The organism is Pseudomonas sp. UBA6562 (assembly GCF_002434265.1).
GTDB lineage: Bacteria > Pseudomonadota > Gammaproteobacteria > Pseudomonadales > Pseudomonadaceae > Aquipseudomonas.
On the sequence record NZ_DJJS01000003.1, the window covers coordinates 149,834 to 174,765 of the forward strand.

Annotated in this window: 25 protein-coding genes; 9 read left to right on the forward strand and 16 right to left on the reverse strand. The window is 64.8% G+C overall.

All coding sequences use genetic code 11. The annotated features are described in order from the left end of the window. Window positions 1-51 precede the first annotated feature (51 nt). Complete coding sequence (locus tag B4M43_RS03395) at window positions 52-1,059, reverse strand: alpha/beta fold hydrolase (protein ID WP_296264197.1); 1,008 nt, start codon at window positions 1,057-1,059, stop codon at window positions 52-54. Window positions 1,060-1,195: 136 nt separating this feature from the next. Continuing rightward, window positions 1,196-3,571, reverse strand: coding sequence for a phosphoenolpyruvate synthase (gene ppsA / locus B4M43_RS03400; protein ID WP_296264198.1), 2,376 nt, complete (start codon window positions 3,569-3,571; stop codon window positions 1,196-1,198). 180 nt (window positions 3,572-3,751) lie between these two features. On the opposite strand from ppsA, the gene ppsR reads away from it, so the two are divergent. Together ppsR and B4M43_RS03410 are read left to right on the forward strand one after the other, a co-directional pair. Further along, window positions 3,752-4,570, forward strand: a complete 819-nt coding sequence (gene ppsR / locus B4M43_RS03405) for a posphoenolpyruvate synthetase regulatory kinase/phosphorylase PpsR (RefSeq protein WP_296264200.1) — start codon at window positions 3,752-3,754, stop codon at window positions 4,568-4,570. Between the two features lie 171 nt (window positions 4,571-4,741). Beyond that, window positions 4,742-6,307 carry a methyl-accepting chemotaxis protein gene (locus tag B4M43_RS03410; protein WP_296264202.1) on the forward strand — a complete coding sequence of 522 codons (1,566 nt, stop codon included), beginning with the start codon at window positions 4,742-4,744 and terminating at the stop codon, window positions 6,305-6,307. A gap of 40 nt (window positions 6,308-6,347) precedes the next feature. Here B4M43_RS03410 and B4M43_RS03415 read toward each other — a convergent pair whose 3' ends face one another. From B4M43_RS03415 to B4M43_RS03425, 3 genes are read right to left on the reverse strand one after another with little or no spacing between them, the layout of a single operon-like run. Next, on the reverse strand, window positions 6,348-7,232 hold the full coding sequence (locus B4M43_RS03415) for a pseudouridine synthase (RefSeq protein WP_296264204.1): 885 nt from the start codon (window positions 7,230-7,232) through the stop codon (window positions 6,348-6,350). Between the two features lie 49 nt (window positions 7,233-7,281). Further along, window positions 7,282-7,590, reverse strand: coding sequence for a transcriptional regulator (locus tag B4M43_RS03420; protein ID WP_296264206.1), 309 nt, complete (start codon window positions 7,588-7,590; stop codon window positions 7,282-7,284). 53 nt (window positions 7,591-7,643) lie between these two features. Beyond that, entirely contained in the window at window positions 7,644-7,892 is a 249-nt protein-coding gene (locus B4M43_RS03425; protein WP_296264209.1) for a glutaredoxin family protein, read from the reverse strand. A 291-nt stretch (window positions 7,893-8,183) separates the two neighbouring features. Here B4M43_RS03425 and B4M43_RS03430 point away from each other — a divergent pair, with 291 nt between their 5' ends. The 6 genes from B4M43_RS03430 to B4M43_RS03455 all read left to right on the forward strand — a co-directional run bounded on the left by B4M43_RS03430 (window position 8,184) and on the right by B4M43_RS03455 (window position 15,276). Beyond that, window positions 8,184-8,498: a DUF883 family protein gene (locus tag B4M43_RS03430; protein ID WP_296264211.1), complete on the forward strand. Its 315-nt coding sequence runs from the start codon at window positions 8,184-8,186 to the stop codon at window positions 8,496-8,498. Window positions 8,499-8,508: 10 nt separating this feature from the next. Further along, window positions 8,509-8,883: a phage holin family protein gene (locus B4M43_RS03435; RefSeq protein WP_296264213.1), complete on the forward strand. Its 375-nt coding sequence runs from the start codon at window positions 8,509-8,511 to the stop codon at window positions 8,881-8,883. Beyond that, window positions 8,880-9,206 (forward strand): hypothetical protein, encoded by a 327-nt coding sequence (locus B4M43_RS03440; RefSeq protein ID WP_296264217.1) that lies wholly within the window; start codon window positions 8,880-8,882, stop codon window positions 9,204-9,206. The genes B4M43_RS03435 and B4M43_RS03440 overlap by 4 nt, the downstream gene beginning before the upstream one ends. A 210-nt stretch (window positions 9,207-9,416) precedes the next feature. Beyond that, window positions 9,417-10,748: a deoxyguanosinetriphosphate triphosphohydrolase gene (locus B4M43_RS03445; protein ID WP_296264219.1), complete on the forward strand. Its 1,332-nt coding sequence runs from the start codon at window positions 9,417-9,419 to the stop codon at window positions 10,746-10,748. A gap of 284 nt (window positions 10,749-11,032) precedes the next feature. Continuing rightward, entirely contained in the window at window positions 11,033-11,653 is a 621-nt protein-coding gene (locus B4M43_RS03450) for a response regulator transcription factor (RefSeq protein ID WP_296264220.1), read from the forward strand. An 8-nt stretch (window positions 11,654-11,661) separates the two neighbouring features. Continuing rightward, entirely contained in the window at window positions 11,662-15,276 is a 3,615-nt protein-coding gene (locus B4M43_RS03455) for a transporter substrate-binding domain-containing protein (protein ID WP_296264222.1), read from the forward strand. A 39-nt stretch (window positions 15,277-15,315) separates the two neighbouring features. Here the strand turns inward: B4M43_RS03455 and B4M43_RS03460 are convergent, their stop codons facing one another. Continuing rightward, window positions 15,316-15,660, reverse strand: a complete 345-nt coding sequence (locus B4M43_RS03460) for a YggL family protein (RefSeq protein WP_296264224.1) — start codon at window positions 15,658-15,660, stop codon at window positions 15,316-15,318. Window positions 15,661-15,846: 186 nt separating this feature from the next. Here B4M43_RS03460 and dacB point away from each other — a divergent pair, with 186 nt between their 5' ends. Beyond that, a complete protein-coding gene (dacB, locus tag B4M43_RS03465) occupies window positions 15,847-17,310 on the forward strand; it encodes a D-alanyl-D-alanine carboxypeptidase/D-alanyl-D-alanine endopeptidase (RefSeq protein ID WP_296264226.1) in 1,464 nt (487 codons plus the stop codon). Window positions 17,311-17,389: 79 nt separating this feature from the next. Here the strand turns inward: dacB and B4M43_RS03470 are convergent, their stop codons facing one another. From B4M43_RS03470 to ccmA, 10 genes are read right to left on the reverse strand one after another with little or no spacing between them, the layout of a single operon-like run. After that, entirely contained in the window at window positions 17,390-17,812 is a 423-nt protein-coding gene (locus tag B4M43_RS03470; protein ID WP_296264228.1) for a hypothetical protein, read from the reverse strand. Window positions 17,813-17,823: 11 nt separating this feature from the next. Further along, window positions 17,824-19,008, reverse strand: a complete 1,185-nt coding sequence (gene ccmI / locus B4M43_RS03475; protein ID WP_296264230.1) for a c-type cytochrome biogenesis protein CcmI — start codon at window positions 19,006-19,008, stop codon at window positions 17,824-17,826. Then, window positions 19,001-19,477: a cytochrome c-type biogenesis protein gene (locus B4M43_RS03480; RefSeq protein ID WP_296264232.1), complete on the reverse strand. Its 477-nt coding sequence runs from the start codon at window positions 19,475-19,477 to the stop codon at window positions 19,001-19,003. The genes ccmI and B4M43_RS03480 overlap by 8 nt, the downstream gene beginning before the upstream one ends. Beyond that, a complete protein-coding gene (locus B4M43_RS03485; RefSeq protein WP_296264233.1) occupies window positions 19,474-20,010 on the reverse strand; it encodes a DsbE family thiol:disulfide interchange protein in 537 nt (178 codons plus the stop codon). Before B4M43_RS03485 ends, B4M43_RS03480 begins: the two co-directional genes overlap by 4 nt. Further along, the gene (locus B4M43_RS03490) at window positions 20,007-21,980 is read right to left on the reverse strand and encodes a heme lyase CcmF/NrfE family subunit (RefSeq protein ID WP_296264480.1); all 1,974 of its coding nucleotides are present in this window, start codon (window positions 21,978-21,980) and stop codon (window positions 20,007-20,009) included. Before B4M43_RS03490 ends, B4M43_RS03485 begins: the two co-directional genes overlap by 4 nt. Before the next feature lie 11 nt (window positions 21,981-21,991). Further along, the gene (gene ccmE, locus B4M43_RS03495) at window positions 21,992-22,447 is read right to left on the reverse strand and encodes a cytochrome c maturation protein CcmE (RefSeq protein ID WP_296264235.1); all 456 of its coding nucleotides are present in this window, start codon (window positions 22,445-22,447) and stop codon (window positions 21,992-21,994) included. After that, window positions 22,444-22,620: a heme exporter protein CcmD gene (gene ccmD, locus B4M43_RS03500; protein ID WP_296264238.1), complete on the reverse strand. Its 177-nt coding sequence runs from the start codon at window positions 22,618-22,620 to the stop codon at window positions 22,444-22,446. The genes ccmE and ccmD overlap by 4 nt, the downstream gene beginning before the upstream one ends. Beyond that, window positions 22,617-23,384 (reverse strand): heme ABC transporter permease, encoded by a 768-nt coding sequence (locus B4M43_RS03505; protein ID WP_296264240.1) that lies wholly within the window; start codon window positions 23,382-23,384, stop codon window positions 22,617-22,619. The genes ccmD and B4M43_RS03505 overlap by 4 nt, the downstream gene beginning before the upstream one ends. Window positions 23,385-23,430: 46 nt before the next feature. After that, window positions 23,431-24,099: a heme exporter protein CcmB gene (ccmB, locus tag B4M43_RS03510; RefSeq protein WP_296264242.1), complete on the reverse strand. Its 669-nt coding sequence runs from the start codon at window positions 24,097-24,099 to the stop codon at window positions 23,431-23,433. Then, window positions 24,096-24,728 (reverse strand): cytochrome c biogenesis heme-transporting ATPase CcmA, encoded by a 633-nt coding sequence (gene ccmA, locus B4M43_RS03515; protein ID WP_296264244.1) that lies wholly within the window; start codon window positions 24,726-24,728, stop codon window positions 24,096-24,098. The genes ccmB and ccmA overlap by 4 nt, the downstream gene beginning before the upstream one ends. Window positions 24,729-24,932 lie beyond the last annotated feature (204 nt).

Sequence of the window (24,932 nt, forward strand, 5' to 3'; positions counted from 1 at the left end):
TCCTGTCGTCGGCAAGCAAAGTTAGGGGTCTTGCAGAATCGCCGGCCAAGGCTACACCGTGGAGGCGGCTTCGGTCACCCGTGGCGGTTCGAGTACCTGAGCCGCGCGCACGGCGTGCAGCGGATCGCGCAGCCAGGCTTCGACCAACGGCCATACCTGGGCCTGGGCCGCCTTGCTCACCAGCATGTCGATATGCCCGAACGCCTCGAAGCCCTGGGCCTTGTCCAGGCACAGGAACTGCCGGTGCGGCCCGCCCATCTGCTCCAGCAGGCGGCGGCAGGCCCAGGCCGGGTCGTTGAAGTCGCCCGCACCGGCCACCGCCAGTACCGGCACCTCCACCTGCGCCAGCCCCACCCACCAATCGTTGCCCTTCTCGCCGAAACGCCCGAACAGGCCGTGCCAACGCAGGGTTTCCAGGGCCAGGCCGATGGGTTCGTCTTCCGGACCGCGCTTGAGCCGCGAACCCGACAACTGGGCGAAGCGGCGCAGCGCGAGGCGTGCGATCCATACCAGCGGCGGCACCTTCAGCGCCCAGTGGGCACGGCTGACCTGGGTGCCGAACAAGGCCACGCTGGCCACCTGCTCGGCGGGCAGGTAGCCGCCGCCCAAGGCGGCGGCCAATGTGGTGCCACCCAGGGAATGGCCGATCCAGTGCGGCGCACGCCCGGCCTTCTCGGCGACGAACGCCGCGATCAACGGCAAGTCCTCCCGGGCGTAGTCGGCCACGCGGTTGCCGCGCCACTGACGATTGCGCGGCGACAACCCATGGCCGCGCATCTCGGGGATCCACACGTCGAACCCGGCCCGCGCCAGAAACGCGCCGAGGCCCAGGCCCTTGGGCGAAAACCAGAAGCGGCGGTTGGAAAAGCTGCCGTGCAGGAGGATCACCGGCACCCCGTGGGGCGCGGCCTGCTCGACGCGGCCGAGGCGCGTCACCGCCAGCTCGACGCTAGGGTCGGCAGCCTTGCCGGCTTTGATACGGTAGACGTCTTCACTGAGATCGCCGCGTCGCTCGGCACTGAGCAAGGCGACGGGAAAGAGAGCACTGCTGCTTTGCATGGAATCTGGCGCACGAAAAAACGGCGAGTATAAATGCACGGCGGGCGAGGCCCAATGCCAATCGACGTCGGCATCGGAACTCGCCCGCAGCGCAAGGCGAAAGTCCGGGCGGGCCGTGGCCCGTCCGGCGGGCGGATCAGTCGCCGACCTGCTCTTCGGCAAGGAAGAACCAGGTTTCCAACACCGAATCGGGGTTGAGCGACACGCTTTCGATGCCCTGTTCCATCAGCCACTTGGCCAGGTCCGGGTGATCGGACGGGCCCTGACCGCAGATGCCGATGTACTTGCCGGCCTTGTTGCACGCGGCGATGGCGTTGGCCAGCAGCTTCTTCACCGCAGGATTCCGCTCGTCGAACAGGTGGGCGATGATCCCCGAGTCGCGGTCCAGGCCCAGGGTCAGCTGGGTCAGGTCGTTCGAGCCGATGGAGAAGCCGTCGAAATACTCGAGGAACTCTTCGGCCAGAATGGCGTTGGACGGCAGTTCGCACATCATGATCACGCGCAGGCCGTTGTCGCCGCGGGCCAGGCCGTTCTCGGCGAGCAGTTCGACCACCTGGCTGGCTTCGCCCAGGGTGCGCACGAACGGCACCATGATCTCGACGTTGGTCAGGCCCATCACGTCGCGCACGTGCTTGAGCGCACGGCATTCCAGTTCGAAGCAATCGCGGAACGACTCGCTGATGTAGCGCGAGGCACCGCGGAAGCCCAGCATCGGGTTTTCTTCTTCCGGCTCATAGAGCTTGCCGCCGATCAGGTTGGCGTACTCGTTGGACTTGAAGTCCGACAGGCGCACGATGACCTTTTTCGGGTAGAAGGCGGCGGCCAGGGTGCTGATGCCCTCGACCAGCTTCTCGACGTAGAAGCCGACCGGGTCGCTGTAGCCGGCCACGCGTTTGTCGACGCTGTCCTTGAGCTCGGGCGGCAGGCTGTCGTAGTTGAGCAGCGCCTTGGGATGCACGCCGATCATGCGATTGATGATGAACTCCAGGCGCGCCAGGCCCACACCTTCGTTGGGCAGTTGCGCGAAGTCGAAGGCGCGGTCGGGGTTGCCCACGTTCATCATGATCTTGAACGGCAGTTCGGGCATGGCGTCGACCGAATTCTGCCGCACGTCGAAGCCCAGTTCGCCCTCGAAGATGAAACCGGTGTCGCCCTCGGCGCACGACACGGTGACGCCCTGGCCGTCCTTGAGCAGTTGCGTGGCGTTGCCACAGCCGACCACCGCCGGAATGCCCAGCTCGCGGGCGATGATCGCAGCGTGGCAAGTACGCCCGCCACGGTTGGTGACGATGGCGCTGGCGCGCTTCATCACCGGTTCCCAGTCCGGGTCGGTCATGTCCGAAACCAGCACGTCGCCGGGTTGGACCTTGTCCATTTCCGAAACGTCCTTGATCACGCGGACCTTGCCGGCGCCGATGCGCTGGCCGATGGCACGGCCTTCCACCAGCACCGTGCCCTTTTCCTTGAGCAGGTAGCGCTCCATGACGTTGGCGCTGGCACGGCTTTTCACCGTTTCCGGGCGTGCCTGGACGATGTACAGCTGGCCGTCGTCGCCGTCCTTGGCCCACTCGATGTCCATGGGGCGCTGGTAGTGCTGCTCGATGATCATCGCCTGCTTGGCCAGCTCGGCCACTTCGGCGTCGGTCAGGCAGAAACGCGCGCGCTCGGCACGGTCGACGTCGACGGTCTTGACCGAACGACCGGCCTTGGCCTCGTCGCCGTAGACCATCTTGATCGCCTTGCTGCCCAGGTTGCGGCGCAGGATGGCCGGGCGGCCGGCCTGCAGGGTGTGCTTGTGCACGTAGAATTCGTCGGGGTTGACCGCGCCCTGGACCACGGTCTCGCCCAGGCCGTAGGCGCCGGTGATGAACACCACGTCGCGGAAGCCCGATTCGGTGTCGAGAGTGAACATGACGCCGGCGGTGCCGGTTTCCGAACGCACCATGCGCTGCACGCCGGCGGACAGGGCGACCAGTTTGTGGTCGAAGCCCTGGTGCACGCGGTAGGCGATGGCGCGGTCGTTGAACAGCGAGGCGAAGACTTCCTTGGCCGCGCGGATCACGTTGTCGACGCCGCGGATGTTGAGGAAGGTTTCCTGCTGGCCGGCGAAGGACGCGTCGGGCAGGTCTTCAGCGGTGGCCGAGGAGCGCACGGCCACGGCCATGTTGTCGTTGCCCTGGGCCATTTCGGCGAAGGCGGTGCGGATTTCGCTGTCCAGGCGCGCTGGGAACTCGGCGTCCATGACCCATTGGCGGATTTGCGCACCGGTCTGGGTCAGGGCAGCGATGTCGTCCACGTCCAGCGCGTCGAGGGCGGCATGGATGCGTTCGTTCAGGCCGCTCTGCTCGAGGAAGTCGCGGTACGCCTGAGCCGTAGTAGCAAAGCCGCCAGGCACGGAAACGCCGGCGCCTGCGAGGTTGCTGATCATCTCGCCCAGGGAGGCGTTCTTGCCCCCTACGTGCTCCACATCATGGACGCCGAGCTTATCGAGGGAAACTACGTACTCTACCAAGGTGATCTCTCCACTAACGGTGTTTGGGAAAAGCTCAAAGAGGCGCCGCCAGTCGCTTGCAACTGGCCCGGGCGCTTGTGGCCTGGACTTGCAAAATGAGTAAGAATGCCGGACATCGTGTTCGGCGAACCGAACCTACCATATCCGCACACATTCAGCAGCTTAAGGCTCCAGGCGCTCATGAAACGAACCGCGTTCTTCATTTCCGACGGTACCGGCATCACGGCTGAAACCCTGGGGCAAAGCCTGCTGGCTCAGTTCGATACTATCCCTTTCAACAAATTTACCCGTCCTTATATCGACACCCCCGACAAAGCCCGCGCCATGGTCCAGCAAATAAACCTGGCCGCCGAGCGCGACGGCATGCGCCCGATCATTTTCGACACGATCGTCAACCAGGACATCCGCGAGATCCTGGCGACGTCCAACGGCTTCATGATCGACATCTTTTCCTCGTTCCTCTCGCCCCTGGAACAGGAGCTCACCGCGCACTCGTCGTATTCGGTGGGCAAGTCGCATTCGATTGGCGGCAACTCCAACTACATGGAGCGCATCGAAGCGGTGAACTTCGCGCTGGACAACGACGACGGCGCACGCACGCACTATTACGACAAGGCCGACCTGATCCTGGTCGGGGTGTCGCGCTGCGGCAAGACACCCACCTGCCTCTATATGGCCATGCAGTTCGGCATTCGCGCGGCCAACTATCCGTTCACCGAAGACGACATGGAACGCCTGCAACTGCCGGCGGTGCTGAAGAAGCACCACAGCAAGCTGTTCGGCCTGACCATCGACGCCGACCGCTTGACCGCGATTCGCCACGAGCGCAAACCCAACAGCCGTTATTCGAGCTTCGCGCAGTGCGAGTTCGAAGTGCGTGAGGTGGAGGGGCTGTTCCGCCGCGAGAACATCGCCCATATCAACTCCACGCACTTCTCGGTCGAGGAGATCTCGGCCAAGATCCTGGTGGAAAAAGGCGTCGAACGGCGCTTCAAGTAACCTGCGCCAGACGCCACGGCGCCCTCCTCTGCCCGACCATGCTTGCGCGGCGCAAACCGCCACAGCGCAGCGTATGTCGGCGCGCTGACCGCTCGGTCACGAAGCGTAAAAAAACCTCAATAAAATGTCACACATGCCGATAGCGGGGGAAACCTCGCGGAATGAGCTGACATGCGCAACAACCAACCGATCACCCAGAGAGAACGGACTTTCCCTGCACAGCAGCGGTTGATTTCCACCACCAACGCCAAGGGCGTGATCACCTACTGCAACGACGCCTTCGTCGAAATCAGTGGCTTCGCCCACGACCAGCTCATCGGGGCGCCGCATAACCTGGTGCGCCATCCGGACGTGCCCACCGCCGTGTTCGCGCACATGTGGCAGACCCTCAAGCAGGGCCTGCCGTGGATGGGCATCGTCAAGAACCGCTGCCAGAACGGCGACTTCTATTGGGTCAACGCCTACGTCACGCCCATCTTCGAGAACAACCAGGTGGTGGGCTACGAGTCGGTGCGCATCAAACCCAGCGCCGAGCAGGTACGCCGGGCCGAGGCGCTGTACCAGCGCCTGAACCAGGGCAAGAGCGCCGTACCGCGCCGCGATACCTGGGTGCCGGTGGTGCAGGCTTGGCTGCCGTTCATCCTCATCAGCCAGATCGGTTTCGTCATCGGTTCGCTGTTGGGCCATGGCGCAGGCTTCGCCCTCGCCGCCGTGCTCTCGGTACCGCTCGGCCTGATTGGCCTGAGCTGGCAGCAGCGCGGCCTCAAACGCTTGTTGCGCCTGGCCGAGCAAACCACCTCCGATCCCTTGATCGCACAGATGTATACCGACAGCCGCGGTGTGCAGGCGCGCCTGGAAATGGCCATGCTCAGCCAGGATGCGCGCATGAAGACCTGCCTGACCCGTTTGCAGGACAGCGCCGAGCACCTGAGCGACCAGGCGCGCCAGTCCGACACCCTGGCGCACCAGAGTTCTGCGGGGCTGGAACGTCAACGTGTGGAAACCGAACAGGTCGCGGCCGCCGTCAACCAGATGGCCAGCACCACCCAGGAAGTCGCCAGCCACGTGCAGCGCACCGCCGACGCCACGCAGCAGGCCAATCGCCTGACCAGCCAGGGCCGTACCATCGCCGGCGAAACCCGCGAAGCCATCGAGCGCCTGTCGAGCGCCGTAGGCGAAACCGGCCGTACGGTTACGCAATTGGCCCAGGACAGTAACGAGATCGGCGGCGTGGTCGATGTGATCAAAGGCATCGCCGACCAGACCAACCTGCTGGCCTTGAACGCCGCCATCGAAGCGGCGCGCGCGGGGGAAATGGGCCGTGGCTTTGCCGTGGTGGCCGACGAGGTGCGCCAGTTGGCACAGCGGACAGCCGAGTCCACCGGGCAGATCCATGGGTTGATCGCCAAATTGCAGCAGACCGCCAGCAACGCCGTGCAGACCATGGAAAGCGGCCATCGCCAGGCTCAGGAAGGCGTCGAGCGGGTCATGCAGGCCGATGAAGCCCTGGTCGGTATCAGCGAGGCGGTGGCCAACATCACTGACATGACCACGCAGATCGCCGCCGCCACCGAAGAGCAGACCGCCGTGGCCGACGAGATCAGCCGCAACATCAGCACCATCGCCGACCTGGCCGACGAAACCTCCGGCCAGGCCCAGCGTTCGGCGTTGCTCAGCGAAGAGCTGACCACCACGGCAGGCACCCAATACTCGCTGGTCGAGCGCTTCAACCGCTAAGCGATCCTGGCCCTGCGCAAGCGGGGCCTTGGCGCATGCCTCACCAATCGAGCACGATCCGGCTCTGGAAGCGCCGCTCGCCGGCACCGAGCGGATCGTCGAAACGCAAGGTATGGGCCAGCAGCTTCAGCGGTTGCCCATGGTCGTCCTGATCGTCGCTCAGGTGCGGATAGAAAGGATCGTGCCGAATCGGCGCACCCAGCGCTGCCATGTGCACGCGCAGCTGATGCGTCTTGCCGGTCACCGGCGACAAGCCGTAGCGCCACCACTCACCTTTGCGCTCAAGCACTTGGGCATGGGTTTCGCTGTTGGCAGCACCGGGCACCTCGTGCATGCGGAAAAATGGCTCTCCATGCTCCAGACGGCTGCGGTGCACCAGCGGAAACTCGCGTTCGGGCAGGGCCGCAGCGATCGCCTGATAACCCTTGTCGATGCGCCGCTCCGGGAACAGGCGCTGGTACAGGCCACGGCTCTCGGGGTTGGCGGAGAACAACACCAGCCCGGCGGTGTGCCGGTCGATGCGGTGCAATGGCACCAGGTGCGGATTGTCGAGGCGGCGGATGAGCCGCCGCAACAGGGTTTGCTCGACGTATTCGCCCGACGGCGTGACGGGCAGGAAATGCGGTTTGTCGGCCACCACCAGGTGTTCGTCCTGAAACAGGATGTGCTCCTGCACGGGAATCGGTTTTTCTTCCGGGACTTCGCGAAAATAGTGGACGCGCAAGCCGCGGCGGTAGCCATGGTCGACCGCCAGCGGTTGGCCCTGCGCATCCAGCACACGGCCGCGAGCGAAACGATCGAGCCACTGCTCGCGGCCAATGGCCTTGAAGCGCTCGCACAGGCAATCGAGCACGGTGGCCCAGTTGCCAGGCGGCAGGCAGAAGGTGCTGGCCTGCACGCGGGCCGGATCGAAAGAAGACGTCATGACAAGTGCCCGTGGTTCAAAGGCGGCATTATCGGCCAGGCCGCGCGCTTCAACCAGCCTCGTCGATAGGCTCGCAGCGTGCCTTGAGCCAGCGCAGCACCTGCACCGGCTCCCAGCGTGTCGGGTCGTACAGCGCATAGGCCAGGCCCTGGTAACCGACCACATCCAGCGCGCGGTGGTAGCCCGCGCGTTGGAAAAGCGCTTCGACTTCGGCAAAGCAGGTGTTGAAGTGGGTCTTGCCGAAGGGCGTGCGCTCGTCGAGCACCAGGCCATCGACGTGCAGCGCCAAGGCCGCGTCGCTGACCTGCTCGACCGGCATGCGGTTGACGCTGGATTTGAGTTGCTCGACGTTGAGCATGGGCCACCTGAATACTGTATTTCCATACAGCATACGAAGGCGGCCCTGCGCCGTCAATCGCCGGGCTGTGCGAGGAAGGCCACCACCTGCTCGGTATCGAACGGCCAGTCCAGCTCGGCGCCCGTATCCACGCGGCGTAGCACCGGTATGCGCAAGGCCAGGCGTTGGCAATCGAGCGGAGGGTCGGCGATGTCGATCAGCTCTACCATCAGGCCATGGTCCACCAATGGCATGAGCATGGCTTCGGCGACTTCGCACAGATGGCACCCAAGGGTGCCGAACAACTGGCATTCCGGGAGCATGGGAGATTCCTGCCTGTAAGGGGATCGAGCGTCCAGTCTAGAACTGCGCAGGCCACCTTGCACCTGCGCCGCGTCAGAGTTGAGGCCTAGAGCGATCGAAGCCGCAGCGACCCCGCCTCCTTTACCTTGGAGCCAATGCTTGCAAATCGGCACTTCTCCCATTCGAATCCACGCTACGCTCTCAAATCGCGCTGGCTCACCCAGCAGAAACCACCATCCGCTACAGGCACTGAACCTTCCGACACAACGGTTACTCGAAATAGCCACGAACACTTACCAGGGAGAGCCAACATGGCTAGCAACTCGGCAAAGACTGCACAGGACATCCTCGCGGCTGACTTCCAGGCACTGGTGCGCGACACCGAAAAACTATTGGCAGATACCGCCAACCTGGCAGGCGAGCAGGCCGACGAATTGCGCGAGCAGGTCCGCACACGCTTGCTGCAAGCCCGTGACAGCCTGCAACAAACTCAGGATGCAGTGCGCGAGCGCAGCCAGGAAGCCCGCGACAGCGTTGAGCTGTACGTGCTGGAAAAACCCTGGCATGCCGTAGGCATCGCTGCCGGTGTGGGCTTGTTGATCGGCCTGTTGGCCAACCGCCGCTGAGGAATAGTTCATGGATAAGGACGCCATCGGCACCGTCGCTACGGGCAAGCGCCTGAGCGCGGCCGTGCTTGGGCTGTTGCACAGTCACGTTGAGCTGCTCGGCATCGAGTTGCAGGAACAGAAAGCCCGCAGCTTGCGCCTGTTGCTGTTCGCAGGTTTCGCACTGGTTTTCGGCCTGATGCTGCTGACCGCATTGTCGGGCCTGCTGCTGGTTCTGGTGTGGGATACCTATCGCCTGGCCGGCATACTCGGTCTGTGCGCAGTCTATGCGCTGGCCGCCGTGTTCTGCGCGCTGCGCCTCAAGGCCGCAGTGTTCGACGAATCATCACCCTTCAGCGCCACGCTCGAAGAGCTGGCCAAGGATCGGGAGCGCCTGTTGCCATGAGCCTGCCTCAAATGCCTACCAGCCGAGACCCTCGTGAAATGCGCAAGGCGTTGCTGCGCCTGCGCATGGAAATGCACCGCCAGGAAATGCGCCTGGAGGCCTCGCACCTGTTCGACCCGGTACGGCGCCTGCGCAACATGGGCAGCTCCGTGCAACATGGGCTGGACGGGCGCCGCCTGTCGTTCTGGAACCTTGCCGCCGTCGTCGCCATGGGCTTCGTCACGGGCAAGGGCGTCCGCGGCGGCGGCTTGAGCCGTCTGATGGGCTTGGGCACCAGTGTGGTGCCGCTGGTCAAGGCCGTGCTGGAGAGCCGTCGGCGCTGACCGTACAGCCAGGGGCTAGCGCTTGGCGCAAGACCTTGTGGTTTAAGCCTCGAAAGCCGGTCAGGTGCGCTCTCGACGCCAGTCGACGCAACGCTCCGGCCGGTTTTCGTTGGTATCGGTCTATTGTCGCTTGCCGGCCCATGGCGCAACCGCTCACCATGGTCGCCTCTACCCTTCGGGCCACACGCTCAACCTGATGGAGCCTATGCCTTGGACTGGCACACCCTGCTGAACCGCGAACGCCTGGGCAAGGCCCATTCGAGCCCGCAAGAGATGGGCCGCAGCCCGTTCCATAAAGACCACGACCGCGTCATCTTTTCAGGCGCATTTCGCCGCCTGGGACGCAAGACGCAAGTCCATCCGCCCTATAGCAACGACCATATCCACACGCGCCTTACCCACTCGCTGGAAGTGAGCTGTGTCGGCCGTTCTCTGGGCATGCGTGTCGGTGAAACCTTGCGCCCGCAACTGCCCGACTGGTGCGAGCCGAACGACCTGGGCATGATCGTGCAGTCGGCCTGCCTGGCCCACGACATCGGCAACCCGCCTTTCGGCCATTCGGGCGAAGACGCCATTCGCTATTGGTTCCAGCAAGCGGCCGGGCGCGGTTGGCTGGACGACATGAACGACGACCAACGCGCCGACTTCCTCAACTTCGAAGGCAACGCCCAAGGCTTCCGGGTTCTGACCCAACTCGAATACCACCAGTTCGACGGTGGCATGCGCCTGACCTACGCGACGTTGGGTACCTATCTGAAATACCCCTGGAGCGCCCGCCACGCCGACGCCCTGGGTTACAAGAAGCACAAGATGGGCTGCTACCAGAGCGAGCTGCCGTTGTTGCAGCAGATCGCCGGCAAGCTGGGCTTGCCGCAGCTCGACGAGCAGCGCTGGGGCCGCCATCCGCTGGTCTACCTGATGGAAGCCGCCGACGACATCTGCTACGCCCTGATCGACTTGGAAGACGGCCTGGAAATGGACCTGCTGCAATACGCCGAAGTCGAGGCGTTGCTGTTGGATCTGGTCGGCGACGACCTGCCCGACACCTACCGGCAACTGGGACCGGACGACTCGCGCCGGCGCAAGCTGGCGATTCTGCGCGGCAAAGCCATCGAGCACCTGACCAATGCGGCCGCCGACGCCTTCGTCGAACAGCAGCACGCCCTGCTGGGCACAGGCCTGCACGGCGACCTGGTCGAACACATGCATGGGCCGGCCAAACGCTGCGTGCTGCACGCCAAGGACATGGCACGCAAGAAGATCTTCCAGGACAAACGCAAGACCCTGCACGAGATCGGTGCCTATACCACGCTGGAGATCCTGCTCAATGCGTTCTGCACCGCCGCGCTCGAGCAGCACGGCGGGCGCGCGCCTTCCTTCAAGAGCCGTCGCGTGCTGGACCTGCTGGGCAACCACGCGCCCGACCCCAACACTTCGCTGCACAGCGCCTTCCTGCGCATGATCGATTTCATCGCCGGCATGACCGACAGTTTCGCCAGCGAGATGGCGCGCGAGATGACCGGACGCTCCAGCCCGGCATGAGCCAGGGGCGCCTGGGCCGGTGGCCTGGATCGCCCCTCGTTCACCATGCCTAGGACAAGGCTTACGCGATAAACAAAATCGCTAAACATCCGCAGGATTCGCACATGGCTAGCAACGATCCAGCCATTGACACGGCCAATTTCATAATCTGCGTGTAGCTACACTTCGAGTTGTTTGTAAGTAATTTCCTATATCTGCATGAATGGCCCAACCGCCATGTGCGGCCATCAACAACTAGGCTAAGGTGCCGGCTGCCTCTCTTCTTGTTGCATGGAAAGCCGAATATGCACTCTGTATTTATCGTGGACGATCATCCAGTCATTCGTTTGGCCGTTCGCATGTTGCTGGAAAACCAGAACTACAAGATCGTCGGCGAATCGGACAATGGCGTGGACGCCATGCAAATGATCCGTGAGGCCAAACCCGATCTGGTCATCCTCGACATCAGCATCCCCAAGCTCGACGGTCTCGAAGTGCTCTCCCGCCTGCAAAGCATGGGCCTGCCGCTCAAGGTGCTGGTGCTCACGGCGCAGTCGCCCGCCTTGTTCGCGTTGCGCTGCATGCAGTCCGGCGCCTCGGGTTACGTCTGCAAGCAGGAAGACTTGGGCGAACTATTGAGCGCGATCAAGGCGGTACTTTCCGGTTACAACTACTTCCCCAACCAGGCGCTCAACCAGTCCGCCCCCGAAGAGAACAGCGACTTGGAACGCTTCCGTTTGATCAACGATCGAGAGTTGATGGTATTGCAGTTGTTCGCTCAAGGCCGCAGTAACAAGGACATCGCGCGTGGCATGTTTCTGAGTAACAAGACCGTCAGCACCTACAAAAAACGCCTGATGCAAAAGCTGCAGGTCGAAACCCTCGTCGAGTTGATCGACATCGCCAAGCGTAACGCGTTGGTCTAAGGGTGGGCATGAGCAAGTTCGTTGCCGGTATGCTCCTCGTACTCGTTCTCACCGCGCTCGCCAGCTACGCCAGGGAAGCCGCTCCCACGGCGCATAGTTACCTGCTGTTGAGCCGTGCCAGCACCCAGGCCACCGACCTGCCCCTGACCCCACGCCAACGCCAGTGGATCGGCAGCCGTCAGCGCTTGGTAGTAGGCACCACTGCGCCCGATAACCCGCCATTCGACATCACGCTGGGCGGACGCGAATACCAGGGCCTGACTGCCGACTACGTCGGCCTCATCAGCGGCGCTCTGGGCTTGCCGGTGGAAATTCTTCGCCTGCCCACGCGTCAGGCCGCGATAGAGGCGCTCAAGCGCGGCCAGATCGATCTGCTTGGCAGCGCCAACCGCTATGAAGCGGACTCTGCCGGGCTGGTGCTGTCCAGGCCCTACGCCATCGACCAGACGGTGCTGGTAACCCGCGAGGACGAAACCCGGCCACTGGACATGGACCTCGAAGGCATGCGCCTGAGCGCGCTCTACCATTACCTGCCCGCCTCGGAGATCAAAGCGGCCTATCCCGGCGCCCAGGTGCAAATGTACGAGTCCACCACCGAGGCGCTCAACGCCGTCGCCTTCGAGCAGGCCGACGTGTTCATCGGCGACGTCATTTCAACGCACTATCAAATCAATCAGGGCCACCTGCCGCATCTGCGCATGGCCAACTTCGGCAAGCACGAGATGGTCGGTTTCAGTTTCGCCATGCGGCAGAGCGACACCCAACTGCTGGAGCTGGTCAACGCGATTCTGGAGCACGTGCCGCAAGCCACTCGCGGCGAGATCTCCAGGCGCTGGAGCGCGGGCTACGACAGCCTGCTCACCGACCGCAAGCTGCAACTGTCCAAGCGCGAGGCGCAATGGCTACGCGATCATCCCGAGATGCGCGTATCGGTCAACGAGAACGCAGCGCCGCTGTCGTTTCTCGACAACAACGGGCGCCTGCGGGGCATCACGGCGGACCTGCTGGAACTGATCCGCCTGCGCACCGGTTTGCGATTCAAGGTGCAACGCGGCGGCGACCTCGGCGACATGGTCGATGAACTGCACAAAGGCCAGACCGACATCATCGCCACCTTCGCCACGGACGAAGACGACGGTACGGGCCTGAGCATCAGCCGACCCTATCTGGAAACGTCACACGTTCTGGTCACGCGCAAGGATGCCGAGCCATGGACCACGCTCGCACAATTGCGCGGCAGACGCGTGGCCCTGTCCAACCACGGCAGCATCGCCAAGAGCCTCGCCAGCCGCTATCCGCAGATCGTTCTGGTGCCGAGCAAAAGCCCGGCGCATTCGGTCGCATTGCTGCACAGCGGTGCGGTCGACGCCATCGTCACCACGCTGATCGATGCCAATCACGCCCTGACAGGCAACGACAAACTGGTCATCCGCTCCACCGTCGGCAGCGAACCGGCCAGCTTCGCGATGGCCACGGCGCCAGGCGCCAGTGAGTTGGCGTCGATTCTCGACAAGGCACTGCTGAGCATCACCCCCGAAGAGTTGGGCGTCATCCACAGTCGCTGGCGCAGCTACAGCCTGTTCGACGACGCACGCTGGCCCATGTATCGCCGCATCATTCTGCAGGTCATCGCCGCCACGGCCGCCCTGCTGATGCTGGCGCTACTCTGGAACGCCCGGCTACGGCGCCAGATCAAACAGCGGCAGATAGCCGAGCGGGCGCTCAACGACCAGTTGGAGTTCATGGGCGCGCTGCTCAACGGCACCCCACATCCGATGTACGTGCGCGACCGCGAGGGCCGTCTGCAAAGCTGCAACGCCAGCTACCTGCAGGCGCTCGACACCACCACCGAGGCCGTGCTGGGCAAGCGCCTGGAAGACAGCGCGATGAAAGACTGCCCCTATTCGCGACAGATCGAGGCAGATTACCAGACGGTCATGCAACAGGGCACGCCGCTGATCCTCGACCGCTCCATGCGAGTCCACGACGAAGAACTGACCCTGTACCACTGGATGCTGCCCTACCGCGACTCGCTGGGCGAGGTGCAAGGCATCATCGGTGGCTGGATCGACATCAGCGATCGCCGCAGGCTGGTGCTGGACCTGCGCCTGGCCAAGCAGCAGGCCGACGACGCCAACCGCGCCAAAAGCACCTTCCTGGCCACCATCAGCCATGAAATCCGCACCCCGATGAATGCCGTGATCGGCATGCTCGAACTGGCTCTTCGCCGCGCTGACGAGGGCGAATTGGACCGTCCCGCCATCGAAGTGGCGCATCAGTCGGCCAAGGACTTGCTCGGATTGATCGGCGACATCCTCGACGTGGTGCGCATCGAGTCGGGCCATCTGTCGCTCAAGCCCGAAGTGGTCAACCCCATCGACCTGGTGGAATCGGTGGGCCGGGTATTCGACGGTCTGGCTCGGGAAAAGGGCCTGACGTTACGCGTGGACATCGCCCCCGACGCCGCCTGTCACGCCCGCCTCGACCCGCTACGGTTCAAGCAGGTGCTGTCCAACCTGGTGAGCAATGCCATCAAATTCACCGAGCAAGGCCAAGTCCGCATCAGCGTGGCCCTGCGCGAGCGCGTCGCCGACGCGGCTACGCTGGACCTCGAAGTCCAGGACACCGGCATCGGCATCAGCGAAGACGATTTGGCGCGCTTGTTCAGCCCGTTCGGCCAGGTCAACCCGGACAGCCGGCAGGCGCGCAACGGTACGGGCCTGGGCCTGGTCATCAGTCGCAACCTGTGCCAGATGATGGGCGGCAGCCTGACCTTGGAAAGCCTGCATGGCGTAGGCACCCGGGTGCGGCTGCAGATGCCGCTGCAATTGACCGCGCCCGCACCGGCCCCAGCGGTATGCGAGGAGCGCTGCCCGCCGCTGGATCTGCGCCTGCAAGTCCTGGTCATCGACGACCATCCCGCCAACCTGATGCTCATGGCGCAACAGCTGAGCGTGCTGGGTCTGCGCCACCAACGCGCCTGCGACGGTCGCGAAGCGCTGCGCAAATGGCGCGACGGTCAGTTCGACGTGCTGATCCTGGACTGCAACATGCCGCACATGAATGGCTACCAACTGGCGCGGATCGTGCGGGCCGAAGAGCAGCTGCACAGCCGTACGCCCTGCACCATCATCGGCTACACCGCCAACGCCCAACCCGAAGCGCGCCAACATTGTCTAGAGGCCGGTATGGACGACTGCCTGCTCAAGCCCATCTCCCTGTCTACGCTGCGCCAACGTTTGGCCAGCATTCGATATACGGAAACCTCGCCGCAACCCCGTGCCATGCCGTTCGATCTGGAAGGCCTGAGCAGTGTGGTGGGCGATAGCGCGGCCGACCGCAGGCGCCTGCTGGACACCTTGCGGCTCAGCCTGCAACAGGACCTGCACCTGCTCATGCAGATCGACCCGGCGCATGCGCCGCAAGCGTTGGCCGACCAGGCGCACAAAATCCTCAGCGCGGCGCGCATGCTCGAAGCGCAGTCGTTGATGGCCGCTTGCGAAGCGATACAGGCGTGCGACGGGCCCGACCTGTTGAGGCGCAAGCGCCAGTGCCTGGCGCGGCACATGCGGCGGGTGGAGAAGGCGTTGGACAAGGAGTTGTCCGACGGCGCGCAGGGTTGAAACGAAAACGGCCACCGCGAGGTGGCCGTTCTACGAGGATCAGGACGCCGAATTGATCGGCTTTTCCGGATACCACGCATCGAGCAACGGGCTGACCTCGACCTTGGTCAGTTCGCTGCGGCCCTTGAGCCAGGCTTCGACAGCGGCGCGCTGTTCTTCGCTGACCGAGCCACGTTCGGCCAGGCAGACCAGACCGAAGTCATCGCCACCGACATAGTCCAGGCCATTGGCATCCATGGCTTGGGTCAGGAAGGCATCGAGGAAAGCGTCGATGGCCTCTTCGGACAGGTCTTCCTTGAAGCCCAGGTTCAGCTCGAAACCCAACTCCTGGAATTCGTCCACGCACAGTTTTTTGCGCAGACGACGGGAACGGTTAGTGGCCATGAAACAATCCTCTTGAGTAGTAACGCGCGGCACTTTACCAGCTTCCGCGCGTCAAGACCGCTTTTGTCTCAAATCTGGTCCATGTCGCCTACGCTTGGGGCATAATGCGAACCGCTGTTTCGCGGGGCCTTCATCTTATACAGCCCCTCCTGCTTTCACCTTTTCCTGCGCAGGATCTTCCCTCCCATGATCAAAATGCTCCGCCCTCTATTGCTCGCCGGCCTGCTCCTACCCCTGGCCCTTCCCAGCCATGCCGCACCGGTCAACACCACGCTGTCGCCCAAGGTGCAGAAAGCCTTGGCCACCAACAAACTGCAGGACTCCGCCCTCTCCCTGGTGCTGCTGCCGCTCGACGGCCAAGGTGTCCCGACCGTGTTCAACGCCGATGTGTCGGTCAACCCTGCTTCGACCATGAAGCTGGTCACCACCTACGCCGCGCTGGAACTGCTGGGCCCGACCTATCAGTGGAAGACCGAGTTCTATACCGACGGCACGCTGAGCAACGGCGTGCTCAACGGCAACCTCTACCTCAAGGGTGGCGGCGACCCGAAACTGAACATGGAAAAGCTCTGGCTGCTGATGCGCGACCTGCGCGCCAACGGTGTGCGCACCATCACCGGCGACCTGGTGCTGGACCGTAGCCATTTCGTGCAGCCCAACCTACCGGCGTTCGACGACGACGGCGGCGACGTCAACAAGCCGTTCCTGGTCAAACCCGATTCCCTGCTGGTCAACCTCAAGGCGCTGCGCTTCGTGGCGCGCAACGATGGCGGCAAGGTCACCGTCGCGGTCGAGCCGCCCATTGCCAGCATCCGCATCGACAATCAGGTCAAGGCAGTGGCGTCCAAGCAGTGCAGCGGCGATGTGCGCTACAACCCGGTATCGGGGCCAGACGGCATGAGCGTAGTGGTCAGCGGCCAACTGGGCGATGGCTGCAACTCGCAGACCTACCTGTCGTTGCTCGACCACCCCTCCTACGCGGCGGGCGCCGTGCGCGCCATCTGGAACGAGCTGGGCGGCAGCATTCAGGGCCGCGACCGCGTCGAGAACGTGCCCAAGAACGCCCGCCTGCTGGCGCGCGCGTTCTCGCCCGATCTGGTGGAAGTGATCCGCGACATCAACAAGTACAGCAACAACACCATGGCCCAGCAGCTGTTCCTGAGCATCGGCGCGCGTTTCCGTACCGACGCCGACGGCGACGACGCCCGCGCCGCACAACGGGTGATCCGCCAGTGGATGGCCAAGAAAGGCATCACCTCGCCACACCTGGTGATGGAGAACGGGTCAGGCCTGTCGCGCGCCGAGCGGGTCAGCACGCGCGAAATGGCCATGTTGTTACAGGCCGCCTGGAAGAGCCCATACGCGGCCGAATTCATGAGCTCGATGCCGTTGGTGGGCATGGACGGCACCATGCGCAAGCGCCTGAAGACCACCGCTCTACGCGGCGAAGGCCACATCAAGACCGGTACGCTCAACACCGTGCGCGCCATCGCCGGCTTCACCCGCGACAGCAACGGCAAGACCTGGGCGGTCTCGGCCATCCTCAACGATCCGAAGCCCTGGGGCGCGGCGTCGATCCTCGACCAGATCCTGCTCGACGTGTACCAGCAACCCAAACTGGCCAACACTACCGCGACCCTCGCGCCCTGAGCGCCGAGCGCCAAACGACATGGCCCGCCAATTGGCGGGCCATTTCATTCGAGGCACGGGGCGATGAATCGGGAGTGGCTCACTGCGTGAAGGCTTTGCCCAAGCCGCCCGGCACGCCGCTGCTGTCGGTGTCCTGCCACGGCCCCTCGGGGTTCACCGACCAGCTCCAGCCGTTGTTCCAACGGTAGTAGGTACGCTGGCGATAGAAGGTATTGGGCTGCTTCTCCAACACGTACACGCCCATTTTCGGGTCCCAGTGGCTGGCGCCACCTGGCGGCGGCGCGAAGCTGGCGGAGGTGCGCGGCATGGCCTTGGGTTTTGCAGCCGGTTGACCGGGTTTGGGCGCGCCGGGCTTGGCGCCTGGCAGCGGCTGGACCACGGGGCCTTTGGGCGGTGGCGCGGTTTCGATGGGCGGCGTCGGATGCTCGACCGGGCGGTGGACCGTACAGGCCCCTAGCCCCAGGGCCAGGGCGATGACGGTCAGGCGGGCGATACTGTGCATGGCGCGGTGTCTCACGAATCGGGGCTGTCGATGATCAGGTGCGCAGTAGCCTGGGTATCGCTCGCCAGCGGCGCGCTCTGCCCGACCCACTCGCCCTGCGTGGGCTGCCCGCTACGGGAGATGCGGGCAACCAGTTTGACTTGGCCGGCTGCGGACAGTTTCATCGACGCCAGCATGGCATCGGCATCGGTCAGCTCCACCTCGGTGGGCAACTGCGCCACGGTCAGGCGCTTGGCCGCCAAAGGCGCGCCAGGGCCGCTGGCGGCGCGGACGAAGACGAACACCGTGTCGTCGGTACGCACCTTGTCCTTGAGCGCTGCGGCCAATTCCACACGCACTTTCAAACGCGCCTGCGTAGCCGGCGTACCGCCTGCGGCGCGCAGTTTATCGGCCGCGCGGTCGATGCCGCCTTGCAGCGCCGCCCGTGAGCTGTCTTCGGCCGGCAGTTGCGCCAGGAGCCGCTGCCAGTAACCGATCGCCTCCTGATAACGCTGCCCTTCGAACGCGGCGATGCCCAGCAAGCCCAGACTGGTCACTTCGTTGGGGTCGCCTTGCAAGGCTTCGGCGGTGAGCGCCTGAATCTGCGCCGTCCACTGTTTGTCGTTGGCGAAGTACAACGCCTGCGCCCATTGCCCGAGCACATCCGGCTGGCGCCCGGCCAGGGCCACGGCGCGCGCGTACACGGCGGCTGCCTCGGCCGGCCGCTGCTCGGCCATGTAGGCACGACCGAGGAAATACAGACTTTCGGCCGAGTCGGGCTGCGCTTGGACCGCGCGTTCCAGGCGCGAGGTCATCTCGGCCAGGGAAGCAGGCGGCTGGGCGAATTCCTGGGTCAGGCGAATCTGCTCGACGGCGCCGAAATGCAGGTACAGCCCTATGGCCGTCAGCGGCAACGCTATTGCCAGGGCCACCGGCAAGGCGACGCCCAGCTTGCGTCGCGCGCCCGGCTCGGCCGACTCGGTATCGGCCAGCAGTTCGCGGGCGGCTTCGGCACGGCCGCGCTGCAACTGCTCGGCGTCGAGCAAGCCCGCCTCGGCCTGGCCGGTCAGCTCGGCGACGCGTTCCTGGTAGAGCGCGACATTGAGCGCGGTGCGGTCCTCTTCCTGTTGCTGGCGGTGGCCGCGCAGGATCGGAATCAGCAGAAAGCCGAGCGCCGCTACCAGCAGCAGCCCGGCGCCAAGCCAGAGTTCAGTCATGGGAAGGGTCTTGTTTCAACAGTGTGGCCAGCCGCTCGCGCTCGCTGGGTGAAAGTTCGGCAGCGTTGTCCTCAGGGCTGGCACGGCGGCGCCGTACGATCAGCGCCAATACGCCCAGACCGCCCACCAGCAATACGCCGGGGCCGAACCACAGCAACCAGGTGCGGGCGTTGAGGGCCGGCTTGTAGCGCACGAAATCGCCATAGCGATCGACCATGAAGTCGACGATCTGCCGGTTGCTCCGGCCCTCGCCCAGCATGCGGAAGATCTCGCGGCGCAGGTCGGCGGCGATCGGCGCATTGGAGTCGGCGATGTCCTGGTTCTGGCATTTCGGGCAGCGCAGCTCCTTGGTGAGCTGCTGGTACCGCTCGCGTTCGGCCTGGTCGCGGAACTGATAGGTGTCGATGGCGGCCTGGGCGCCGGCGCTCAGCACCAGCCCAAGCACCAATGCGCTCATCCAGCGCTTCATGGTGTGGCCCCGTCCAGCAGTTGCTGGTAGCGCGGCGCCAATTGCTCGCGCCAGACGTTGGCGTCCACCACCCCCACATGCTTGTAGCGGATGATGCCCTGGGCATCGATCAGGAAGGTTTCCGGCGCGCCATACACGCCAAGGTCCAGGCCCAGGGTGCCTTGGGCGTCGTCGATGTCGAGCTGGTAGGGGTTATGGAACTCGGCCAGCCATTTCTGCGCGGCGGCGTTGTCGTCCTTGTAGTTGATGCCGTGGATGACCACACCTTGCTCGGCCAACTGGTTCAGGTAGGGGTGTTCGACCTTGCACGACGGGCACCAGGTGCCCCAGACGTTGACCAACGCCGGACGCCCCCGCAAATCGGCCTCGGTCAAGGTGCGCCCGCCCTGCACCGTCTGCAGCGAGAAAGCCGGAAACGCCTTGCCGATCATGGCCGAGGGCAACTCGTCGGGCTTCAGGAACAGCCCTTTGTAGAGAAACACCGCCAGCAGCAGAAAGGCCGCCAGGGGCAACAGCATCATCCAGCGCTTCATGCGTTCGCTCCCGCCACACCCAACACGTCGCGCACCCGCGCTTTGACTTTCAACCGGTAACGTCGGTCCAGCGCCGCCAGCACACCGCCGAGCCCGGTCAACAGGCCACCCAGCCAGATCCAGCGCACGTAGGGCTTAATGTGCACGCGCACGGCCCAGGCGCCGTTTTCCAAGGGCTCGCCCAGGGCCACGTAGAGGTCACGGGTGAAACCTGCGTCGATGCCGGCTTCGGTCATCATCGAGCGCTGCACGGTGTACAGGCGTTTTTCCGGGTGCAGCACCGACACCTCGCGCCCCTCACGGGACACACGCACGGTCCCTTTGTCGGAAATGAAGTTGGGCCCTTCGAAATGTCGTGCACCTTCAAACAGGAAGCGGTAACCGCCCAGTTCGATGCTCTCGCCCGGCGCCATGCGCAGGTCGCGCTCGGCGCTGTTGTGGCTCGACAGCACCACGCCCAAGGCGCACACCACCAGCCCCAGGTGCGCGAGCTGCATGCCCCAGTAGCTGCGCCCCAGGCCGCCCAGGCCTTTGAGCAGACCGCGATGACGGGTCTTGTCGAGCACGTCGCGCAGCCCGGCCAACACCACCCAAGCGGCCAGGGCGAAGGTGGCGAGCACCGGCCAGTCGAAATCCTCCACTAGCCAGCCCGCCAGCGGCGCGGCCACCACCGTGCCGACCAGCACCGGGGTGAGCATGCTCGCCAGCCAGCGGCCGGGGGTGTCTTTCCAGCGCACCAGCACGCCGATGCCGAGCACCAGCATCAGCAGCGCCATCAGCGGCAGGAACAGGGCGTCGAAATACGGTGGGCCTACCGACAGCTTGGCGCCGGTCAGGGCATCGAGGATCAGCGGATACAGCGTGCCAAGCAGAATCATCGAAGCGGCCACCACCAGCACCAGGTTGTTGGCCAGCAGCAGGGTTTCCCGCGACCACAGGGCAAAGCCCACCTGGCTCTTGACCACCGGCGCGCGCCAGGCGAACAAAGCCAGCGAACTGCCGACCACCAGCAGCAGGAAGATCAGGATGAACACCCCGCGCGCCGGGTCGGCGGCGAAGGCATGTACCGAGGTCAACACCCCGGAACGGACCAGGAACGTCCCCAGCAGGCTCAGCGAGAAGGCGGCGATGGCCATCAGCACGGTCCAGCTCTTGAACACGCCGCGCTTTTCCGTCACCGCCAGCGAATGCAGTAGCGCCGTGCCCACCAGCCACGGCATGAAGGAGGCGTTTTCCACCGGGTCCCAGAACCACCAGCCGCCCCAGCCCAGTTCGTAATAGGCCCACCACGAGCCCAGGGTGATGCCCACGCCCAGGAATGCCCAGGCCACCAGGGTCCAGGGCCGCGACCAGCGCGCCCAGGCCGCGTCCAGCCGCCCGCCGAGCAGCGCGGCGATGGCGAAGGCGAAGGCCACCGAGAAGCCGACGTAACCCATGTACAGCATCGGCGGATGGACGATCAGGCCGATGTCCTGCAACAGCGGGTTGAGGTCGCGGCCGTTGCTCGGCACCTGCGGCAACAAGCGCTGGAACGGGTTGGAGGTGACGATCAGAAAGCTCAGGAAGCCCACGCTGATCATGCCCATCACCGCTAGCACCCGTGCCAGCATGACCTGCGGCAGGTGCCGCGAGCAGACCGACACGGCAAAGGTCCAGCCGCCCAGGATCAACGCCCAGAGCAGCAGCGAGCCTTCGTGGGCGCCCCATACGGCGCTGAACTTGTAGTACCAGGGCAAGGCGGTGTTGGAGTTGCTGGCCACATAGGCGACCGAGAAGTTGTCGGTCATGAAGGCGTGGGTCAGGCAGGCGAAGGCCAGCGCCAGGAAGGCGAACTGCCCCCAGGCGGCCGGACGCGCCAGGCCCATCCACAGGCGGTCGCCGCGCCAGGCGCCGACCAGCGGCACGCTGGCCTGCACCGCGGCGAAGCAGATCGCCAGGATCATCGCCAACTGGCCCAGCTCGGGTATCAAGAGGGCCGCGTTCATGGGCGGGCCTGCGTGTCGGTGCCGGCCTGGCCGTTTTCCTTGAGCGCCTTGGTCACTTCCGGCGGCATGTACTTTTCGTCGTGCTTGGCCAGCACTTCGTCGGCCACCACCACGCCGTCGGCGTTGAGCTTGCCCAGGGCGACGATGCCCTGCCCTTCGCGGAACAGGTCGGGCAGAATGCCGCGGTAGGTGATCGGCACCGACTTGTTGAAATCGGTGACCACGAAGCGCACGTCGAGCGAATCGCCGGAGCGCTGCACCGAGCCCTGTTCGACCATGCCGCCGGCGCGGATGCGCGTATCGCGCGGGGCCTCGCCGTTGGCGATCTGGGTCGGGGTGTAGAACAGGTTGATGTTCTGCTGCAGGGCGCTCAGGGCGAAGCCCACGGCCAGGGCCACGCCGGCCACCAGGGCAAGGATGACGAACAGACGTTTCTTGCGCTGCGGATTCACGAAGTGCTCTCCCGGCGCAGACGACGCGCCTCTTCTTGCAGGTAACGCCGCCGGGCGCGCCAGGGCGCGACGACGTTGATGGCCAGCACCAGCAGGCAGATGCCGTAGGCCGACCATACGTAGAGGCCATGGTGGCCCATGACGATGAACTCGGGGAACGAAGCGAAGCTCATCGGTGCGCCTCCCGACTCAGGGCCTTCGAGACTTCGTCCCTGACCCAGCTGGCCCGCGCTTCGCGCTTGAGCACTTCCAGGCGCATGCGCAGCAGCAGCAGCGCACCGAACAGGCAGTAGAAGCCCAGCGCGGTGAACAGCAGCGGCAGCCACATTTCCATGGGCATCGCCGGCTTTTCCGTGAGGGTGAAAGTGGCGCCCTGGTGCAGGGTGTTCCACCACTCCACCGAATACTTGATGATCGGGATGTTCACCACGCCGACGATGGCCAACACCGCACAGGCCTTGGCCGCGCTGTCACGATTGCCGATCGCCTGGCCCAGCGCGATGAGGCCGAAGTACAGAAACAGCAGGATCAGCATCGACGTCAGACGGGCATCCCACACCCACCAGCTGCCCCAGGTCGGCTTGCCCCAGATCGCCCCGGTGACCAGCGCCAGGGCGGTCATCCAGGCGCCGATGGGCGCGGCGCATTGCAGCGCGACGTCGGCCAGCTTCATCTTCCAGACCAGCCCCACGGCGCCGGCGACGGCCAGCATCACGTAGCAGGACTGGGCCAGCATGGCCGCCGGCACGTGGATGTAGATGATGCGGAAGCTGTTGCCCTGCTGGTAGTCCTCGGGCGCGAAGGCCAGGCCCCAGACCATGCCGATGCCCAGCAGCAGCGTCGCGGCGATGGCCAGCCAGGGCAGCAGACGGCCGCTGATGGCATAGAACCATTTGGGCGATCCGAGTTTGTGGAACCACGTCCAGCTCATTTTCATCAGGGTGCATCCAAATGTGTGCCGGGCTTTCCCTGCCCGGTGCTCGTTATTCGCCGACGCTGATCTTCAGCCCGGCGGCGATCGCAAAGGGCGCCAGGGTCACGGTCAGGGCCGCCAGGCTCGCCAGCCACAGCAGCTGGCCGGTGGCGGGCATAGTGTGCAGCGCCGCTTGCAGGGCGCCACTGCCCAGGATCAATACCGGTATGTACAGCGGCAGGATCAGCAGGGCCAGCAACAGGCCGCCGCGCTTGAGCCCTACCGTCAAGGCCGCGCCCACCGCGCCCAGCAGGCTCAACACCGGTGTGCCCAGCAGCAGGGACGCCAGCAGCACCGGCAGGCAGGCGCTGGGCAGGCCGAGCATCAGGGCCAGCAGCGGCGCCAACAATACCAGTGCCAGCCCGGAAAAGGTCCAGTGCGCCAGCACCTTGGCCAACACCAGCAGCGGCAAGGGGTGAGGCGACAGCACCCACTGCTCCAGCGAGCCGTCTTCGAAATCGCTGCGGAACAGGCCGTCGAGCGACAGCAGCACCGCCAGCAGCGCCGCGACCCAGATCAGACCCGGCGACAGCGTCTGCAACTGTTGCGATTCGGGCCCCATGGCCAGCGGAAACAGGGCCACCACGATGGCAAAGAACACCAAAGGGTTGGCCAGCTCGGCCGGGCGGCGGCACAGCAGGCGCGCTTCGCGGCGCAGCAACAGGAGGAATACGCTCATGCCGCGCCCTGCCCCAGGTGCAACTCGCGATAGCCAGGCGGGCGCTCGCGCAGTTCGTGGTGGGTGGTGAGCACCACGGTGCCGCCCGCCTGGCAATGGGCGGCCAGGTGCCGTTCGAGCTGGACCACGCCGTGTTTGTCGAGCGCGGTGAAGGGCTCGTCGAGAATCCACAAGGCCGGCCCGGGCAGGTACAACCGAGCCAGGGCGACACGGCGCTGCTGCCCGGCCGACAGCGTATGGCACGGCACGTCTTCGAAACCGCGCAGGCCGATGGCGGCGAGCGCGCGGTCGATGGCCGCGGCATCGGCAGGCTGGTGCAAGGCGCACAACCAAGCCAGGTTCTCCTGGGCAGTGAGCATGTCCTTGATGCCGGCGCTGTGGCCGATCCACAACAGCCCGCCCGCCTGCGCCCGGCGCTGCTCGGCGAGCGGCAGACCACCCAGCGACAGATGCCCGGCACTCGGCTGCATCAGCCCGGCGAGCAGGCGCAGCAGGCTGGTCTTGCCGCTGCCGTTGGGGCCGCTGACCTGCAGCAGGTCGCCCGCGCGCAGGTCGAGGTCCAAGCGCTCGAAAAGCAGGCGCCCGTCGCGTTCGCAGGCAAGGCCGATGGCCTGGAGGTGGAAGGTCAAGGTGTCGCCTTATGCTGTGGTGTCATCCCAGGAACTGCGGGCTCGCTCGGGCGCGAAACGCGAACGATGCCCCTGCGCCGCCTCAAGTCGGCAGGGTCGCTGCCGTTACAGTGGCAATGACCCGCACCGGGTGGGTCGCCGCGCGGCCGGCATTATACATAGACCGCGCCTGTCCCGACGGTCAGGTTCAGCAGGTTGTATACA

What these genes read in the sequence shown, in the direction of transcription:
- B4M43_RS03395 (WP_296264197.1), bottom strand. Translation starts at nt 1,059, where the DNA reads ATGCAAAGCAGCAGTGCTCTCTTTCCCGTCGCCTTGCTCAGTGCCGAG.
- ppsR (WP_296264200.1), top strand. Translation starts at nt 3,752, where the DNA reads ATGAAACGAACCGCGTTCTTCATTTCCGACGGTACCGGCATCACGGCT.
- B4M43_RS03410 (WP_296264202.1), top strand. Translation starts at nt 4,742, where the DNA reads ATGCGCAACAACCAACCGATCACCCAGAGAGAACGGACTTTCCCTGCA.
- B4M43_RS03415 (WP_296264204.1), bottom strand. Translation starts at nt 7,232, where the DNA reads ATGACGTCTTCTTTCGATCCGGCCCGCGTGCAGGCCAGCACCTTCTGC.
- B4M43_RS03420 (WP_296264206.1), bottom strand. Translation starts at nt 7,590, where the DNA reads ATGCTCAACGTCGAGCAACTCAAATCCAGCGTCAACCGCATGCCGGTC.
- B4M43_RS03425 (WP_296264209.1), bottom strand. Translation starts at nt 7,892, where the DNA reads ATGCTCCCGGAATGCCAGTTGTTCGGCACCCTTGGGTGCCATCTGTGC.
- B4M43_RS03430 (WP_296264211.1), top strand. Translation starts at nt 8,184, where the DNA reads ATGGCTAGCAACTCGGCAAAGACTGCACAGGACATCCTCGCGGCTGAC.
- B4M43_RS03435 (WP_296264213.1), top strand. Translation starts at nt 8,509, where the DNA reads ATGGATAAGGACGCCATCGGCACCGTCGCTACGGGCAAGCGCCTGAGC.
- B4M43_RS03440 (WP_296264217.1), top strand. Translation starts at nt 8,880, where the DNA reads ATGAGCCTGCCTCAAATGCCTACCAGCCGAGACCCTCGTGAAATGCGC.
- B4M43_RS03450 (WP_296264220.1), top strand. Translation starts at nt 11,033, where the DNA reads ATGCACTCTGTATTTATCGTGGACGATCATCCAGTCATTCGTTTGGCC.
- B4M43_RS03455 (WP_296264222.1), top strand. Translation starts at nt 11,662, where the DNA reads ATGAGCAAGTTCGTTGCCGGTATGCTCCTCGTACTCGTTCTCACCGCG.
- B4M43_RS03460 (WP_296264224.1), bottom strand. Translation starts at nt 15,660, where the DNA reads ATGGCCACTAACCGTTCCCGTCGTCTGCGCAAAAAACTGTGCGTGGAC.
- dacB (WP_296264226.1), top strand. Translation starts at nt 15,847, where the DNA reads ATGATCAAAATGCTCCGCCCTCTATTGCTCGCCGGCCTGCTCCTACCC.
- B4M43_RS03470 (WP_296264228.1), bottom strand. Translation starts at nt 17,812, where the DNA reads ATGCACAGTATCGCCCGCCTGACCGTCATCGCCCTGGCCCTGGGGCTA.
- ccmI (WP_296264230.1), bottom strand. Translation starts at nt 19,008, where the DNA reads ATGACTGAACTCTGGCTTGGCGCCGGGCTGCTGCTGGTAGCGGCGCTC.
- B4M43_RS03480 (WP_296264232.1), bottom strand. Translation starts at nt 19,477, where the DNA reads ATGAAGCGCTGGATGAGCGCATTGGTGCTTGGGCTGGTGCTGAGCGCC.
- B4M43_RS03485 (WP_296264233.1), bottom strand. Translation starts at nt 20,010, where the DNA reads ATGAAGCGCTGGATGATGCTGTTGCCCCTGGCGGCCTTTCTGCTGCTG.
- ccmD (WP_296264238.1), bottom strand. Translation starts at nt 22,620, where the DNA reads ATGAGCTTCGCTTCGTTCCCCGAGTTCATCGTCATGGGCCACCATGGC.
- B4M43_RS03505 (WP_296264240.1), bottom strand. Translation starts at nt 23,384, where the DNA reads ATGAAAATGAGCTGGACGTGGTTCCACAAACTCGGATCGCCCAAATGG.
- ccmB (WP_296264242.1), bottom strand. Translation starts at nt 24,099, where the DNA reads ATGAGCGTATTCCTCCTGTTGCTGCGCCGCGAAGCGCGCCTGCTGTGC.